Source organism: Chryseobacterium mucoviscidosis (assembly GCF_002177115.1).
Classification (GTDB): domain Bacteria; phylum Bacteroidota; class Bacteroidia; order Flavobacteriales; family Weeksellaceae; genus Chryseobacterium; species Chryseobacterium mucoviscidosis.
Window position 1 is genome coordinate 204,193 of record NZ_MVAG01000114.1, and the last position, 17,468, is coordinate 221,660.

16 protein-coding genes and 1 pseudogene are annotated in these 17,468 nt (G+C 37.4%); 4 read left to right on the plus strand and 13 right to left on the minus strand.

Annotated features, from left to right (window positions below; genetic code table 11):
- Positions 1-70 precede the first annotated feature (70 nt).
- The 3 genes and pseudogenes from B0E34_RS10565 to lptB all read right to left on the minus strand — a co-directional run.
- A complete protein-coding gene (locus B0E34_RS10565; protein ID WP_087709280.1) occupies positions 71-1,027 on the minus strand; it encodes a helix-turn-helix transcriptional regulator in 957 nt (318 codons plus the stop codon).
- Positions 1,028-1,150: 123 nt separating this feature from the next.
- Positions 1,151-2,881, minus strand: a complete 1,731-nt coding sequence (locus B0E34_RS10570; protein ID WP_087709380.1) for an ABC transporter ATP-binding protein — start codon at positions 2,879-2,881, stop codon at positions 1,151-1,153.
- Between the two features lie 501 nt (positions 2,882-3,382).
- Positions 3,383-4,108: pseudogene (lptB, locus tag B0E34_RS10575) on the minus strand (LPS export ABC transporter ATP-binding protein); the annotation flags it as partial.
- A 176-nt stretch (positions 4,109-4,284) separates the two neighbouring features.
- Between lptB and B0E34_RS10580 the strand changes: the two are divergent.
- Positions 4,285-5,013 (plus strand): hypothetical protein, encoded by a 729-nt coding sequence (locus B0E34_RS10580; RefSeq protein ID WP_087709283.1) that lies wholly within the window; start codon positions 4,285-4,287, stop codon positions 5,011-5,013.
- 182 nt (positions 5,014-5,195) lie between these two features.
- Here the strand turns inward: B0E34_RS10580 and hemB are convergent, their stop codons facing one another.
- Positions 5,196-6,185, minus strand: coding sequence for a porphobilinogen synthase (gene hemB, locus B0E34_RS10585; RefSeq protein WP_076395578.1), 990 nt, complete (start codon positions 6,183-6,185; stop codon positions 5,196-5,198).
- Positions 6,186-6,305: 120 nt separating this feature from the next.
- Between hemB and B0E34_RS10590 the strand changes: the two genes are divergently transcribed.
- The 3 genes from B0E34_RS10590 (at position 6,306) to B0E34_RS10600 (ending at position 8,970) form a co-directional block, all read left to right on the plus strand.
- On the plus strand, positions 6,306-6,656 hold the full coding sequence (locus B0E34_RS10590) for a T9SS type A sorting domain-containing protein (protein ID WP_076395580.1): 351 nt from the start codon (positions 6,306-6,308) through the stop codon (positions 6,654-6,656).
- Positions 6,657-6,748: 92 nt separating this feature from the next.
- Entirely contained in the window at positions 6,749-7,660 is a 912-nt protein-coding gene (locus B0E34_RS10595; protein WP_087709285.1) for an ABC transporter ATP-binding protein, read from the plus strand.
- 2 nt (positions 7,661-7,662) lie between these two features.
- Entirely contained in the window at positions 7,663-8,970 is a 1,308-nt protein-coding gene (locus tag B0E34_RS10600) for an ABC transporter permease (protein ID WP_076395584.1), read from the plus strand.
- A gap of 81 nt (positions 8,971-9,051) precedes the next feature.
- Here B0E34_RS10600 and B0E34_RS10605 read toward each other — a convergent pair whose 3' ends face one another.
- The 9 genes from B0E34_RS10605 to B0E34_RS10645 all read right to left on the minus strand — a co-directional run bounded on the left by B0E34_RS10605 (position 9,052) and on the right by B0E34_RS10645 (position 17,244).
- The gene (locus B0E34_RS10605) at positions 9,052-9,714 is read right to left on the minus strand and encodes a porin family protein (protein ID WP_076395586.1); all 663 of its coding nucleotides are present in this window, start codon (positions 9,712-9,714) and stop codon (positions 9,052-9,054) included.
- 16 nt (positions 9,715-9,730) lie between these two features.
- On the minus strand, positions 9,731-10,603 hold the full coding sequence (sucD, locus tag B0E34_RS10610; protein WP_047488432.1) for a succinate--CoA ligase subunit alpha: 873 nt from the start codon (positions 10,601-10,603) through the stop codon (positions 9,731-9,733).
- Between the two features lie 90 nt (positions 10,604-10,693).
- A complete protein-coding gene (locus B0E34_RS10615) occupies positions 10,694-11,596 on the minus strand; it encodes a UDP-3-O-(3-hydroxymyristoyl)glucosamine N-acyltransferase (protein WP_087709287.1) in 903 nt (300 codons plus the stop codon).
- Between the two features lie 182 nt (positions 11,597-11,778).
- Positions 11,779-12,345, minus strand: coding sequence for an elongation factor P (gene efp, locus B0E34_RS10620; protein WP_087709289.1), 567 nt, complete (start codon positions 12,343-12,345; stop codon positions 11,779-11,781).
- 18 nt (positions 12,346-12,363) lie between these two features.
- Positions 12,364-12,702, minus strand: a complete 339-nt coding sequence (locus B0E34_RS10625) for a hypothetical protein (RefSeq protein WP_228423054.1) — start codon at positions 12,700-12,702, stop codon at positions 12,364-12,366.
- A gap of 26 nt (positions 12,703-12,728) precedes the next feature.
- A complete protein-coding gene (gene lpxA, locus B0E34_RS10630; protein WP_076395592.1) occupies positions 12,729-13,523 on the minus strand; it encodes an acyl-ACP--UDP-N-acetylglucosamine O-acyltransferase in 795 nt (264 codons plus the stop codon).
- Positions 13,524-14,921 (minus strand): bifunctional UDP-3-O-[3-hydroxymyristoyl] N-acetylglucosamine deacetylase/3-hydroxyacyl-ACP dehydratase, encoded by a 1,398-nt coding sequence (locus B0E34_RS10635; RefSeq protein WP_087709291.1) that lies wholly within the window; start codon positions 14,919-14,921, stop codon positions 13,524-13,526. It abuts the gene before it with no gap.
- 4 nt (positions 14,922-14,925) lie between these two features.
- Entirely contained in the window at positions 14,926-15,945 is a 1,020-nt protein-coding gene (gene lpxD, locus B0E34_RS10640; RefSeq protein ID WP_076395596.1) for a UDP-3-O-(3-hydroxymyristoyl)glucosamine N-acyltransferase, read from the minus strand.
- Positions 15,946-16,017: 72 nt separating this feature from the next.
- Positions 16,018-17,244, minus strand: coding sequence for an HD domain-containing protein (locus tag B0E34_RS10645; RefSeq protein ID WP_087709292.1), 1,227 nt, complete (start codon positions 17,242-17,244; stop codon positions 16,018-16,020).
- Between the last annotated feature and the right edge of the window lie 224 nt (positions 17,245-17,468).

A 17,468-nucleotide genomic window follows, 5' to 3' on the forward strand; every position in this document is an offset into this window, starting at 1 on the left:
ATAAAAGTTTAAACATTATCATTTTATTTTAAATTATTGCCAGAAACCTCAACAGCAATTGTTGGGGTTTTTATTGATGTTTGTCTGCAATCTTTGACAACAAATCATTGAGTTGTACTTTGAGGGTTTCGGGTTCTAAAATCGTTGCATAATCTGCAAAAGTAATCAGCCAGCGCGGAAATCCGTCTTTAATGGATTCTGTTTCGAAAGTGAGTTCTACCATTCCGTTTTCGGCATCAATTTCTTGGGTTAGACCGTAATATTTTTTGGAATTGACCAGAAAAGTCATGATTTTTTTCTCTACCAAAAGTCTCACGAGTGTTTTATTGCCATTGTTGCTTTGCCTGTAATCATTAATCTGCCCGTATTCTCCTAAAAACGGATTCTGGGTTTTCGAAATCTTTAAAATCCGGTCAATACGAAATTGTCGGAAGTCGTTTCTCAAGGTACAGTAAGCCATGATGTACCAATAATTGAATTCAAAGAAAACGCCGACTGCTTCAATGGTTCTTGTCGAAATTTCCTCATCAACGGTTTTATATTCCATGATTAACTGCCGTTTTTCGGCTATGCTTTCCAGAATCGTGGGAAGAACGTCTTTAATGGTATCTTCGGTTTCGGCATGATACTGAAAAATATCAATCTGATTTTCAATATTCTGGATAAGATTTCTGTCGGAAAATTTTAAAACGGAACGCACTTTTTCCATCGCGGTCTGATAATGGTTTCCCAAACTCTGATGCGAAAATTTCTGCATCAGTTTCTCGGCGGTGATGAAACTCAGAACTTCTTCTTTGGTAAACATGACGGGTGGCAGTTTGTAGCCATCCATCAAAGAGTAACCGCTTCCTGCTTCACCAATGATCGGAATTCCTGCATTTTCCAGTGTTTTTACGTCGCGGTAAATGGTTCTTACACTCACATCAAATTTGGCAGCCAGATCCTGCGCTCTTACAAGCGGTTTCGACTGTAATTGGGTGAGAATTGCCGTGACGCGGTCGAGTTTTTTGAGGTAATGGTCGTTCATTGGGTGTGAAGGTAGGAGTGTTTTAGGGTTTTAGAGTTTTAGTGTTTTAGTGTTTTAGTGTTTTAGTGTTTTAGTGTTTTAGTGTTTTAGCAAAGTTATCTTTTATCTTTTATCTTTTATCTTTTATCTTTTATCATTATAAGTATTAACCAATTTATCCAGATTTAAACTTCTTGCAGAGGCATCAAAAATTTCTCTGTAGGTTCCGTTGGTCTGTACCAGTTCATCGTGCGTTCCGCTTTCCACTACTCTGCCTTTTTTCATGACGTAAATTTTATCTGAATCTAAAATCTGCGATAAAGAATGGGAAATGATAATCACGGTTCTGCCTTCTTTTATCGCATCCAGAGAATTTTTGATCTGTTCTGTGGCGATGACATCGAGGCTCGCCGTTGGTTCATCAAGGAAAATAATCGGAGGATTTTTTAAGAATAATCTGGCGATGGCAATTCTCTGCTGTTGTCCTCCCGAAAGTTGCGTAGCATCATGATTATATTTTTCCGGTAAATCTAAAATCTGTTCATGCAGATAGGCTTTTTTAGCCGCTTCCTCAATTTCTTCGAAAGTAGCATTCATATTTCCGTATCGGATGTTGTCTTCGATACTTCCCTGAAAGATATGGTTCTTCTGAAGTACCAATCCCAGATCGTTTCTTAGAAAAGTATTGTCAAAATGATTCAGATCTACCCCATCCAAAAATATTTCTCCTGAATCGGGAGGGTAAAATTTACACAGAAGATTGATAATCGTTGATTTTCCCGCTCCGCTTAATCCGACCAAAGCGGTGGTTTTTCCGTTTTCAAATTTCATGGAAACATCGTGAAGGGCTTTAGTTCCGTTCGGATACGTAAAATTGATGATTTTCAGTTCAAAATTTCCTTTGATTTCTTTTTCTACAAAATTTCCGTTCGGTTCTTTTTCGTCGTCTGCATTTAAAATATCAAAATACCCTTCTGCATAGATCATCGCGTCATTCATGTCATCATAAATTCTGTGCAGTTGTCTAATCGGAGCCGAAACATTATTGAAAAGCATGATGTGAAGCATAATCGCTCCGATGGTCATCTGCTGATCCAGAACGAGGTAAACCGTAAGAAGGATTATCAAAACCACTCCGAACTGTTCAATGAACGTTTTTAAACCATCATAAATAAAATTTGTTTTTCTTGTAAACATCTGACTCTCCATCAACTGCATCTGTAAGTCGTACTGTTTTTTTCCTTCAAATTTTTCTCGGACAAAACTCTTAATTACCATGATGGAGTTGATTAGATTTAAAAGTCCTGAAGTTTTCTGTTCGCGCTGGTTACGCAGAGTTCTTCGTACTCCGCTTAATTTCTTCGCCTGTAATGAGCTTACATAAAAATAGATGGGAACAATGATGGTGGAAACAATTCCGACGTACACATTTTGCAGATACATGATAACCAATGCAATAATTGAATTTGAAAACAGTGGAAGCATATCTATAAAAAAGTTCTGCACCAGTCGTGTTAAACTTTCAATTCCTCTGTCTATTCTGATCTGCAATTTTCCGGATTCGTGGTTTTCATCATTAAAATAAGCAACTCTGTAGGTTAAAATTTTATCGATGGCAGATTGTGCGAGAATAGAACTTACATTAATCCTGATCTTTTCGCCATAGAATTTCTGTCCGAAATTGATAAAAATATTCAGCAGTTCTTTTCCCAATAATATAACGGAGATGATAACGAGAATATGAATTCCTTCCGACATCGGATGCGGAAGATGCGTAAGTTTGGTTACTTCATCCACTGTGTATTTTAAAACCAAAGGATTGACCTGCGCCGCCAAAGCTCCCAAAAAGGTTAGAAAGAGCGTTCCGTAGATCATCAAACGATACGGTCTGATAAAAGGAGCAAGCTGTTTATAGATTCCGAATAAGGTGACAGTTCTGTTGAATGGTTTTGCCATACGATGATTTTAAATAAAAAACGTACCGTTTTACAGAGAAAAAGGTACGTTTTATTCTATTTTTCAGCAAATATTTGCCTTAATTTAATTTTCAAATACGTAAGTCGTGAGATAATGCAGTTCAGGCTTTCCCGCTGCTTTTGAGTCTGATTCTGCCTGCTCTAAAGAATACATTGAATTAATCTCTTTCTTCTGAAACACAAAAGAATTATTGGCATTTTTATCGACCACATCATTAAAAATATGCTGAATTTCGGAATTCCCCAATGAGGCAAAACTGATGTCTTCAAAGCCATACAGCAATCTGAGATCATCAAACTGAGCAAAATTTTCGTCCACAAAATTCTGAAACTGGGTTTTAGAATCGAAATTTCCAGCCCAGATATTATACCCGTAACTTTTCTTTTGCGGTTTGTCGAAAATGCTTTGGTAAACGAAGTTTTCTCCTAAATAAGCTTCTCTTACCTGCGGATCGTTTGCCAGTTCTTCCGGAAGTCCTTCTTTCAGAATTCTTCCTTCAAACATAATGTATGTTTTGTTGGTAATAGCCAAAGTCTGCTGAACGTTGTGGTCGGTAATCAGGATTCCGATATTTTTATCCGTAAGACTTCTTACGATTTTCTGGATATCTTCTACCGCAATCGGGTCTACTCCGGCGAAAGGTTCATCCAGAAGAATAAAACTCGGATCCGTTGCAAGACATCTTGCGATCTCTGTTCTACGTCTTTCCCCTCCTGACAAAAGGTCTCCACGGTTTTTACGGACGTGCTGTAAGGAAAATTCTTCAATCAGCTCATCGCATTTCATCTGCTGTTCGCGTTTTGAAAGCTTGGTCAACTGTAAAACGCCCATGATATTGTCTTCTACCGAAAGTTTACGGAAAACAGATGCTTCCTGAGCCAAATAACCTATACCTTTCTGAGCTCTGCGATACATGGCATCGGTCGTGATTTCCTGTTTGTCGAGGAAAATTTTTCCGGAAGTAGGCTTAACCAAACCGACAATCATATAAAACGAGGTGGTTTTTCCTGCTCCGTTCGGACCAAGCAAACCCACAATTTCTCCCTGCTGAACCTGTACAGAAACGCCTTTTACTACTTTTTTAGGACCGTATTCTTTGATTAAGTTTTCTCCGCGTAAAATCATAAGGGCAAAGATAAAGTTTTTTTGAATTCAAATTTTAGATTAAAAAATGGACTTGGAAGTTTTGTGAAATTTTAATACTTAGATTAAAGATTCTTCGAATAATATTTAACTCAAAATTTTTAAAAACTTTATTTTATTTCCATAATTTTAGACTTTCATCAACACTTATTATTACTATGGAAAATAATCAACAGCTTACCGAGCTTTTAGCTTTAGATCTTGGTGTAAACATCATCAACCGAAGACCTTATGCGAAAGAAGTTTTCAAATGGCAGGATATGGATCTGCTTCCGCATTCTTCCACGGATACTTTGCTTTGCGAAATCTACGAATGGAACGGAAGAAACTGGAGAACCACGAATAATAATCTTATAGGCTATTTATTTGGCAGCGACCAGTTAAGTACTGTTAAAAATCAATTGATGAATGTTCAGAAATTTCCGGCTCTGATTCCTGATTTTGAATTTACGAAAGACAGCATGATTGAATTCGGGCTTGCTCTCCCCTCTCTTTTCAATATCGGAATTAAAGGCGACATTAAAAGCGCCAAAGATTTTTCTGTAAAAGTAAACGGCGTTACAAAATCCAGAATCACCAACATAGATTCTCCCGGAATAGAAATCCTTCGAAAATATTCTGAATTTACGCAAAACGAATCCAGATCATACAGAAAGAACATCAAATTTAATTATCTGAGTACTTCTTTATTTTATGCAGAAAGTGTGGAAATTAATCTTGAAAAAGACGCAGGCGTGAATCTTGATGTGAGTTTCCAGACACAGGATGTGGAAGTAAAAGCCAATGTTGATACAGATACAAAAAAGAATTTCGTTCTGAAATATACGGGAAACCAAGCTCCATTTGCTGCAAAATTTACGAAAGGAAAAGATTTTAATATTTCCTGATATTTTTATAATCGGGTTTTAGCCAAAGCTTACAATCATTAATTATTTTCTTTGGTTTCAAAATAAGTTTTGGCTAAAGCTGAATTTAGAGTTCATCAATAAAAAACGGGCTTTAGCCCGTTTCTATTGATAAAAACATTTCGATCCGAAATGTTTTTCATTTAAAATATAATGTGAAAAAATTATCTGTTCAAAATCATTGCAGCTTCTTTCGCGAAATACGTGAAAATCATATCAGCACCGGCTCTTTTAAAGCAGGTTAAGCTTTCGATAATGGTTTTGTCATTATCCAGCCATCCGTTTTGTGCAGCCGCTTTTACCATTGCATATTCTCCGCTCACATTGTAAACCGCAATCGGAAGATCAATCGCTTCACGAACTTTAGAAACAATATCCAGATACGGAAGTCCCGGTTTAATCATGATAATGTCGGCTCCTTCTTCAATATCCTTAAAAACTTCGTTCAACGCTTCTCTGGAATTATGAAAATCCATCTGATATGTTTTTTTATCCTTCGGAATTTCCATATTATCTTTCGGTGCACTGTCTAATGCGCTTCTGAAAGGTCCGTAAAAAGAACTTGCATATTTTGCAGCATAGCTTAAAATACCCACATCGGTAAATCCGCTATCTTCCAATGCTTCACGAATGACCTGAACTCTGCCATCCATCATATCACTTGGTGCCACAATGTCTGCTCCGGCTTCTGCGTGTGACACCGACATTCTTGCCAAAGCATCGTTTGTAGCATCATTTACAATTTTCCCGTTTTCGATAATTCCGTCGTGACCGTAAATAGAATACGGATCTAAAGCAACATCGGGCATTACCACCATTTCGGGAAGCGCATCTTTGATCGCCCTGATCGTGTTCTGCATCAGTCCGTTTTTATTCCATGCTTCTTTTCCGGTATTGTCTTTCAGGTCTTCTGAAACCTTCATGTAAAGATTAACAGCCTTTACACCTAAAGAAAATAACTCCTTACATTCTTTCACCGTCAGATCAATGCTTCTTCTGAAAATTCCCGGCATCGACGGGATCGGTTCTTCTTTATTTTCGCCCTCCATTACGAAGATCGGCATTACAAAATCGTTGGTTGTAAGAGAGCATTCTCTTACCAGACTTCTTACAGATTCGTTTACTCTCAGCCTTCTATTTCTTGAATGTATCATTTTGGAATACTTTTTGAATGAAATTTAATGCAAATTTACTACAACTTATATAAAAAACTATTGCGTAGAATTGCAGAATTAATTATTTTTGTTAAAATATCCCTTAGAAATTATAATTTGATGAGAAAACTTTTACTTTTGTTTATCTTTTTAGGCGCATTTGTTGGATTTTCCAACAATATGAAAGCGCAGATTAAAGAGCCGGCTTCCTTCTCTCAGAAGTCTGATGACGGAGTGCTTGTTGCTTATCCTAATCCGGCAAAGGATTTCCTTATCGTAAAGGCTAAAGATCCTAACCTGAAAATCCGAAGTGTGATTTTCTATTCGATTTTAGGTACACAGGTTGCAAGTTATTCAGTCAACATGAATTCCGGAGAGATTAATATTGAAAAATTAAAGCCTGGTAAATATTTAATTCGATATATTCTGAGTGACAACACAATGAAAGTCACGCAGATTATGAAACAATAATTTAAATCCTGATAATCATCAGGATTTTTTCTTTTAGCTTAATTATTCCGTAACTTTCGGAACATTTTTATCCTAATTATAAAAACAAATTAATGCTAAAAGCTGAACATATTAGAAAGACCTATAACGCAGGTAAAAAGGTAGCTTTGGATGATTTCAGCATCCATGTTCCGAAAGGAAGTGTTTATGGTCTTTTAGGTCCTAACGGAGCCGGAAAAACTTCTTTTATCCGGATCATCAATCAGATTACACAGGCAGATTCTGGAGAAATACAGATCAACGGACAAAAGCTCAATCCGGATCATATTAAAGATATCGGATATATGCCTGAAGAACGCGGGCTGTATAAAAACATGACCGTAGGAGATCAGCTTCTCTACTTCGGAGAGCTGAAAGGCATGAAAAAGAATGATGCTTTAACTGAGGCAAAAAAATGGTTTGATAAACTTCACATTGACCATTGGTGGAAGAAAAAGCTGTCTGAGCTGTCAAAAGGAATGGCGCAGAAAATCCAGTTTGTGGTTACTGTTCTTCACAGACCGCATTTATTGATTCTGGATGAACCTTTTTCTGGTTTTGATCCTGTAAATGCCAATTTAATTAAAGACCAGATCATTGATCTTAAGAATAACGGAACTACCATCATCCTTTCTACTCACCGAATGGAAAGTGTTGAGGAAATGTGCGATTATGTGGCTCTGATTAATAACTCAAAAAAAATTATCGACGGAAGAGTTTTCGATGTACGCGAGAAATTCAAGAAAAATATTTTTGGAATCACGCTTTCTGATGTAAAAAACGATCAACTGGAAAGTTTTCAAAATAAATATGAAATTTTCAATATCAATCATGAAAATAACCTGGTTTCTTTTGATCTGAAAAATGAGACTGACCAAAATCATATTCTTCTGGATCTGGTGAATGTAGGAAAAGTAAGGTCATTCGACGAAAAAATTCCGAGTATGAACGAGGTGTTTATTAATGCGGTAAGCAATAATTCTTAATTATGAATAACATTTTTTTAATTACAAAAAGAGAATTTCTTACGCAGGTTAAGAAAAAATCTTTCATCATATTAACGCTTTTAGCTCCGATTCTTTTACTGGGTTTTGGTGCTGTTATCGGTTTGATGTTTAAGGCAAATGAATCTCACAGCATTATTGAAGTAGTTGACAAAAACGGTTTGTTTAAAAATCAACTGAAATCGAATGATAAACTGAACTATGTTTTTGTTTCTGCGGCAGATGAAAAGTCAAAAATCAACAATCTGAAGAATAATGAATCTTTAGACGGGATTTTGGTTCTGCCTGAACTGAAAGATCAGAATTTTGACGAATTAGAAAAGAATACAAGACTTGTTATCAACAATAAAATCGGGTTCGATACGAAGCAGAAAATTGTTTCGGACATTAACGAAGTCATCAAAAAAGAAAAAATAAAGAAACTGGGCATTGCTGAGCTACAGCTTGATAATCTGGATAAAAGTTTCAATTTAAAAACAATTAACGTCTCGGAAAATAACAAAGAAGATTCCGATCTTGCTTTCGGCGTGAAAAGTGTTCTGAGTATGCTTTTAATGTACGTTACTTTTATGTTTATCATTATTTACGGAGTTAGGGTAATGAGAAGCGTACTGGAAGAGAAAAACAACCGTGTTGTGGAAATTATTATTTCTTCGGTAAAACCTTTTGAACTGATGATGGGTAAAATTCTGGGGGTAACAATGGTTGCACTTACTCAATTTATCGTTTGGATCACCATGTCGGTTATCGGAGCTTTGGTTCTGAATACAGGATTTTCTGCTATTCCTAAAAATATTCCCGGAAATGAAGGTGTTGCTGAAAAATTTGATATTTTACAGATGGGAACCCAGATTTCACACAGTTTACTGGAACTGAATTTCCCATTAATTATTTTCGTTTTTATAACATTTTTCCTTTTGGGATATATCTTTTACAGTTCCATTTATGCCGCAATCGGTTCCGCTGTAGACAACGAAACAGAGACACAGCAGTTCACATTATTTGCAGTTCTGCCTTTAATGCTTGGAATGTACGGAAGTTTTACGCTAATGAATAATCCGGATGGTCCTTTAGGATTCTGGCTTTCTATTATTCCGTTTACGTCTCCTGTGGCAATGATCGCGAGAATTCCTTACGGAGTTCCGGCGTGGCAGATTGCGCTGTCTATTGGCTTGCTTTTAGGAACGACTCTTTTTATGATATTTCTGGCAGGTAAAATTTACCGTGTAGGAATTTTAATGTACGGAAATAAAGCGACTCTGAAGGAAATCTGGAAATGGATTAAAGGATAAGTTTTAAACAGAATTTTTAAATAAAAAAACTCCCGAAACATTAAGTTTCGGGAGTTTTTATGTTTTGATTAGAATCAATTTTTATTTGAAGATGTAGCTTAAGCTTAAACTAAGAACCTGCTCAGACTTTCCTTTATTGGTTCCTTTCGGCTCCTGATCAAGGCCGGGATATGTATTCGTAACTCCGAAATCATATTTTGCCGTAAGTTCAAGCTGTCTTTTATAACTATATCCTACTCCTAGTCCTATTCCAAAGTTAAATGAACTCGCTTTACCGTTTACATTAGGATAATTCGGATCAATCTGATCTTTTGTGTAGTAGATCTTAGGTGCGTTTTTAACGTTCTGACTTAATAAAAAATTAAATCTGGGACCTATTAACCCAAAAAATTCAGATTCAGATTCAGAAAAATACCCTTTAAAAGAGATCGGTACACTCAGATAGTTATTTGCGTATACCGCATCATAACCGGGATAGTTTTTAGCATCTTTATCCTTTCCTGTTTCTCCTGCTCCAAAGTAAACTACTTCAGGCTGTATGAAAAACTGGTTGGCTGAACCTATCGGTATTAAAGCCAATACTCCTGCCTGAACGGTATATCTCGGTCCGGAAGGGTTATGAGCATTCTTCACTCGGGAATAGTTTCCTCCTACAGTAACACCGAATCTTGTGCTGCCAAAATCGATCTGTGCGAAAGACATGGTAGAAAGTGCCAATGCAGAGGCTAATAAAAATTTTTTCATATCGTTATGTTTTATGTTATCCTAGAATTTTTGCAACAGTAGCACCGATGTCTGCAGGAGAGTCTACCACGTTAATTCCGTTTTCTCTCATGATTTCCATCTTAGCCTGAGCTGTATCTTCTGCTCCGCCTACGATTGCACCTGCGTGACCCATTGTTCTACCTTTTGGAGCAGTCTGTCCTGCGATGAAACCTACAACCGGCTTTGTAGAACCACTTGCTTTGTACCATCTTGCTGCTTCCGCTTCAAGACCTCCACCGATTTCTCCGATCATTACAACCGCTTCAGTTTCAGGATCGTTGATGAATAATTCCAAAGCTTCTCTTGTAGTTGTTCCGATGATCGGGTCTCCACCGATACCGATTGCTGTAGAGATACCGTAACCCGCTCTTACTACCTGATCTGCAGCTTCGTAAGTAAGAGTTCCTGATTTAGAAACGATACCTACTTTACCTTTTTTGAAAACGAAACCTGGCATAATTCCAATTTTAGCTTCTTCAGAAGTAATGATTCCCGGGCAGTTCGGACCGATTAATCTGCAGTCTCTGTCAGCAATGTAAGATTTTACTTTCACCATATCTGCTACAGGAATACCTTCAGTAATACATACAATTACTTTGATTCCTGCTTCAGCAGCTTCCATAATAGCGTCAGCAGCAAATGCAGGCGGTACGAAAATGATACTTACGTTAGCTCCGGCTTTTTCTACAGCATCTGCTACCGTATTGAATACAGGCTTCCCTAAGTGCTCGCTTCCTCCTTTTCCCGGAGTAACACCACCTACTACGTTGGTTCCGTATTCGATCATCTGGCTTGCGTGGAAAGTACCTTCGTTCCCTGTAAATCCTTGTACAATTACTTTAGAATCTTTGTTTACTAAAATTGACATTTTATTATTTATTTAATTTATTTATTACTTTTTAAATGCACACAAATTTAATTAAATTTCTTTGATTAAAGATAAATCTAACTAATTTGTTTATTTGAGATTTCTCAGTTTGACTTCTTTTTTAAGATACGTTTTAAAATCTTCTGCAAACATCCCGATGTAAGTTCCTTTTTCGAGGTCTCTGTTTACTCCGGTTTTCCCTAATAATACAGCTCCGCTCTCGATCTTATTTCCTGAAGCAATGCCGACCTGTCCCCATAAGGTAACCTCATCACCGATAACACAGCATCCTGCAATGCCGACCTGAGAGGCGATAAGACATTTTTTTCCGATCACAGTATCGTGCCCGATCTGAATCTGGTTATCCAGAACGGAACCCTCACCAATAATGGTAGAATCTGTAACTCCTCTGTCGATGGTACAACCGTTTCCGATCTCTACATTGTTTTCGATGACTACGTTTCCTACCGAAATGAGACGGTCGAAATTGCCGTTCAGTTTTCTGTAGTAAAAAGCGTCGCCGCCTAAAACAGTGTTGGAGTGTATCACTACATTGTCGCCAATTACGGTTCTGTCGCCAATAACAACATTAGGAAAAATCAGGGTATTTTTTCCTATTTTCACATTATTTCCGATAACCGCAGAAGCATGAATTTTTGTTCCCTCTCCTATTTCGACATCATGAAGTTCTTCGGTGAAGTTATAAATTCTTGTAAAGTGGGTATTGATTTTATTGAAATCTCTGAAAGGGTCTTCGGAAACCAACAGTGCTTTTCCCTCTGGACATTCCACTTCTTTATCAATTAAAATAATCGTCGCAGCAGAATTTAATGCTTTATCGTAATATTTCGGATGGTTAACGAAAACGATTTCACCGGCTTTTACCATGTGAATCTCGTTCGTTCCCAACACTTCAAAGTCTTCTGAACCTACAAATTTTGCCCCGATAAGTTCGGCAATGGTTTTCAGTTTTTGTGGCTGATGAAACGTCATATTTTTTTAAATGATGTTTTAAATTTTCAACGGTGTCTTAAAATCCAGACACGGCTTTGTTTTTCCAACTTTAATCGCAGCCCGACTGCCCCTTCGACAAGCTCAGGGTAAACTACAAGGCTGCCATAAAAAATGAAAGCTGAAAGTTGTGATACTTCCAGCCTCATATTATTTGTGAATAATTATTCTTTTACTCTTTCTAAGTAAGAACCGTCTTCTGTGCTTACTTTGATTTTGTCTCCCGGCTCAATAAACAGAGGAACCATTACTCTTGCTCCTGTTTCTACGATTGCATTTTTAAGAGCGTTGGTTGCTGTGTTTCCTTTTACTCCCGGATCTGCTTCTATTACATCTAGATAAACAGATTGTGGAAGTTCTGCAGAAAGCGGAGTTTCGTCCACTTCTTTCAAAATGATGGTTACTTCTTCACCTGCTTTCATAAGGTTTGAGTTTTCAATCATTTCTTTATTTAAATATAATTGAGAGAAGTCATCATTATTCATGAAGTGAAATCCGTTCTCGTCATCATAAAGATACTGGAATTTTCTGGTAATTACCTTTACTTCTTCAATTTTGTGACCTGCAGAGAAAGTATTGTCGATTACTTTACCGTTGGTTACAGATTTTAATTTTGTTCTAACGAAAGCAGGACCTTTTCCCGGTTTTACGTGAAGGAATTCGATAACTTTGTAAATATCGTTGCTATATTCGATGCAAAGTCCTTTTCTGATATCGTTACTTGTTGCCATTAATTTATTATATATTTTTTATTTTCTTTTGTTAAATTGTATTCCTTCTCCCTGAGTTGGCAGTCTGTTGAAAACATTATTATTGAATGAATTCACATTATTATTCAGCCTGTTCACATTCGTCTGGATCTCGGAATGATAGGGATTTGCGGTTCCAAGAATTGAATTTCCGCCGGAATTATTCTGTTTAAGAAGATCATTAAGATTATGTTTAGCAATGCTGTCATTAGATTTTGAAGGAAGTCTCCTTTCCAGAATAGAAGTCTTGGCTGTTTTCTCCGTTTTCAATCCTTCTGTCTGTTGTCCGGACAAAAAAGATGCTGTAAAACACATTAAAACAAAAATCAGACTTTTCATTGATAACTGAGCTAAACTTTTCTTTATTATTCTCTTTCCTTCCCTGTTCCGTACCCTTTTACGATTCCTCGAGGAGAATTCTGGATAAACTGAAGGATTTCATCTCTTTCAGCCGTCGGAAGCATTTCTTTTTCGATGTAAAGCAACGCTTGGGAAACATTCATCTTCATCTGGAAGATCGCTCTGTAAATTTTCTGAATTTCAAAGATTTTCTCATTGGTAAATCCTCTTCTTCTTAAACCTACGGAATTAATTCCTGCATAAGACATTGGTTCTCTTGCCACTTTTACATAAGGCGGAATGTCTTTTCTTACCAGAGTACCTCCCGAAATCATCACGTGTTTTCCGATCTTACCGAACTGATGAACAGCCGACAGACCGCCCATCACGGTATAATCCCCAATTTCCACATGACCTGCAATACCACAACCGTTTACGATGATCACATGATCTCCGATTACGCAATCATGAGCAATGTGGGAAGTTGCCATAATAAGGCAGTTTTTCCCTATTTTGGTAAATCCGAGGGCTTTTGTTCCTCTGTTTACCGTTACACATTCTCTGATCGTTGTTTCATCGCCGATAATGACCTGCGTATCTTCACCATCAAATTTCAAATCCTGAGGAATCGCAGAAATTACCGTTCCCGGAAAAATTCTGCAATTTTTACCGATTCTTGCACCATCCATGATGGTAACATTGGGACCAATCCATGTTCCTTCGCCAATTTCCACGTCCCCTGCAATTGTAGTAAAAGGTTCTACGATTACATTTTTGCTGATTTTCGCACGTTTATCTACGGCTGCTAATTGATGAATCATTTAATCAACTTTATTTTTTGCAACTTGGGCCATAAGTTCTGCTTCTACCGCTACTGTATCTCCTACGTAACCATAACCCTGCATATGAACAATTCCTCTTCTGATAGGCTCTATCAATTCAATCTTGAAAATAAGCGTATCTCCCGGAATTACTTTTCTCTTGAATTTTACTTTATCTATTTTAATAAAATACGTAGAGTAATTTTCCGGATCCGGAACGCTTGCCAAAACAAGAATTCCTCCGGTCTGTGCCAAAGCTTCCACCTGTAAAACTCCCGGCATTACGGGTTCTTTTGGGAAATGTCCAACGAAGAAAGGCTCGTTCATTGTAACATTCTTAAGACCTACAACGTGAGAATCTGAAAGTTCAAGAATTTTATCAATCAATAAGAACGGCGGTCTGTGAGGCATCAGTCTCATGATTCCGTTGATATCGAAAACCGGTTCTTTTGTTAAATCAAAATCTGGAACATTTTTCTTTTTCTGCAATTTCCACTGACGGTTCAGTTTTTTTGCAAACTGTGTGTTTACATAATGTCCCGGTTTGTTGGCAATTACTTTCCCTTTTATTTTCACTCCTGCCAAAGCCAGGTCACCGATCACATCCAGTAATTTGTGTCTTGCAGCTTCGTTGGGATAGTTTAAGTTCAAATTATCAAGAATTCCGTTTGGTCTTATCGATACGTTATCTTTACCAAAGGCTTTCTTTAATTTTTCTGTAGTTTCCGGTGTAAGATCTTTATCTACATAAACAATCGCGTTGGAAATATCTCCGCCTTTGATCAAACCGTGATCCAAAAGCATTTCCAGCTCGTGTAAGAAGCTGAATGTTCTTGCGGATGAAATTTCTTCTTTAAACTCGGAAATATTTTTAAGCGTAGCATTTTGAGTTCCCAAAACTTTGGTTCCGAAATCTACCATTGTTGTTACTTCATAGGTATCTGAAGGAATAATAGTGATCTCAGATCCTGTAGCGGGATCGCTGTAGGTAAGAACTTCTTTTACCACAAGATATTCTCTTGCTATATTTTGCTCCACTACTCCTACGCTTTCGATTGCTTCTACAAAGAATTTTGAAGAACCGTCTAAGATCGGCGGTTCGGAGGCATCCATTTCAAGAATGGCATTATCAATATCACATCCTACCAAAGCCGCTAAAAGGTGCTCGCAAGTTGTGATCTTTACTCCCAGTTTTTCTAATGTTGTTCCTCTTTCTGTAGCTACAACGTAGTTAACGTCTGCTTCGACTTGAGGATGCCCTTCCAAATCTGTTCTTACGAATACGAAACCTGTATTTTCTTTTGCAGGTTTCATGGTTAATTTTACTTCTTTACCAGTATGAAGTCCGATTCCGGAAAGTGTCACTTCCTGCTGAAGTGTTTTTTGCATATCACTCATTAGTTTAATCTTTTGAGTTATTCTCGAGATTATTTATTCTTTTTACCACTTCAGGTAAGTTTCTGAAATGTACATAACTTCTAAGGTAGTCGTTGTAGCTGATCGCCGGAGAACCGTAGATGGTTTCTCTGTCGTTTACGCTGGAATTTACGCCACTCTGAGCCTGTATTTTTACCTGATTTCCTATTTTGATGTGTCCTACAACGCCCACCTGACCTCCAATCTGGTTCCAGTCTCCGATGGTTGTAGATCCTGCAATTCCGGCTTGTGCGGCAATTACATTGTTTTTTCCGATTTTTACGTTGTGTGCGATCTGGATCAGATTATCAATTTTAGTTCCTTTGCCAATAACGGTAGAACCAATGGTTGCTCTGTCTATACTGCAGTTGGAACCAATTTCCACATCATCTTCAATGATCACATTTCCTAACTGCGGAATTTTTTTGAATCCATCCGGAGTCGGCTGAAATCCGAAACCGTCTCCTCCGATCACTGTGTTGGAATGAATAACACAATTGTCTCCGATGATGCAGTAATCATAAATTCTCGCACCACTGTCGATTTTGCAGTTTTTCCCGATTTTCACACCTTTTCCGATGTAAACCTGGGGATAGATCTGGCTTCCTTCTCCTACTTTTGCTTTTTCTGAAACGTAGGTAAAAGCTCCGATATACACATTCTCTCCGATTACAGCGGTTTCATGGATGGAAGAACCATTTTCGATTCCTGTTCTTCTGCCCTGCATTTCCTGATAAAGATTCATGAGAATCTGGAATGAGAGATAGGCATCCTTTACTGTAATAACGGTAGGATTATAAGAATCTTTTGAGATCAGCTTTTCCGAAACAATGATAACGGAACATTTTGAAGTCTCTAAATAATGCGAAAATCTATCCTGCGCGATGAAAGAAAGATGTCCTGTTTCCCCGCTTTCTATGGGCGAAACTCCAGTAATAAGTGCGTTCTCGTCACCTATTATTTTTCCGTCGATAAAACTTGCAATTTGCGAAGCTGTAAATTCCATATTCTGCAAAGATAAGAAATTCTGTAATTCGCAAACATTTTTTAGTTTTCGGAACGTAAATTTTAATATTCTTTAAGAAATAAGGTGTGAAATATTCCTTGGAAACGTAAGAATATACCTTGTGGTTTTGTTTCTCATGAGACCTGATAAAAGCTGGTCTTCCGATTCATCAAGACGTATTTTTTTTCCGTTTTTCTGCAACAGATAAATGGGTTGTTTTTCTGTGTCATAAGGAAGAAGTTTTCTTTTAATTTCATGTACAAGTTCTTTCCCATTATCAATTCCGAAAAATTCATTCACATTCTTTATTTTTTCTTCAATAAAACTTTGCTCAAAAGGATGTGAAGAAATTATGGTTTTCGGAAGGTTTCTCTGGATCACACATTTACACCAGTAAGACAAGATCATGTCATCTGTATTCTGCCAGTTTTTCATTGCCTGAATAATATCATTGTCATCAAGCTGTGTAAAACGCTCCACATCTTCATCTGTTGCTGTACTTTTTCCGCGATGCAGAAAATATTTCAGATTTTCGGTTGCCGGTAAATCGATTCCCTGCGAAACCAGAAGTTTGGCTCTTTCTAAAATTTTAACGAGAAGAAATTCTGCCAAAGCGGATGTTTTATGGTAATATACCTGCCAATACATAAACATTCTTGCCGTGAGGAAATTCTCAATAGAATAAACGCCTTTTGCATCAATCACCAATTCGCCCTCATCACAGACGTTCATCATGGAAATGATTCTTTGCGTATTGATGCTTCCTTCGGAAACTCCCGTAAAAAAGCTGTCCCGTTTCAGATAATCCAACCGATCAACATCGAGCTGTGAAGAAATAAGCTGGTTGAAAAACTTTCGGTGGTATTTTCCCTGAAACATTTCGATAGCGCAGGACAATTCTCCGTTAAATTCATCATTCAGGCGATTCATGAGTAATAAAGATAATTTTTCGTGATGCCAATCGTCCATCAACATACTTTCCAGAGCGTGGGAAAAAGGACCATGACCAATATCATGCATTAAAATTGCCAACATTGCCCCTTTTTCTTCCTCTTCTGAAATTTTCACGCCTTTCTGCTTCAATGTTTCCAAAGCGGTAAACATGAGATGCATGGCTCCTAAAGCGTGGTGAAATCTTGTATGTGTCGCGCCCGGAAAAATAAGATTCAAAAGTCCGGTCTGCCCGATTCTTCTTAATCTCTGGAAATAAGGATGCTCGATGATGTCGAATAAAATTTCATGGGGAATTTTGATGAATCCGTGAACGGGATCGTTGATGATTTTTAGCTTGTTCTGCATTGGAAAACGTCAGTATTTGTAACAAATTTAGGAATTTTATATTTTAGAGGTAATTAATTTTCATTAAACTGTTTGTTGTTTTAAAAGTAACTTTCTTTGTTGAATTTGTTTTTAACACAAAGTCCGCAAAGATTTTGTTTACAGTTGTGCGGCATATTTTCGTTCGCAAAGGCGTTTCACTCAGCAAAGGCTGGATAAAATCTTCTTTGAATAAATAGTTGTGC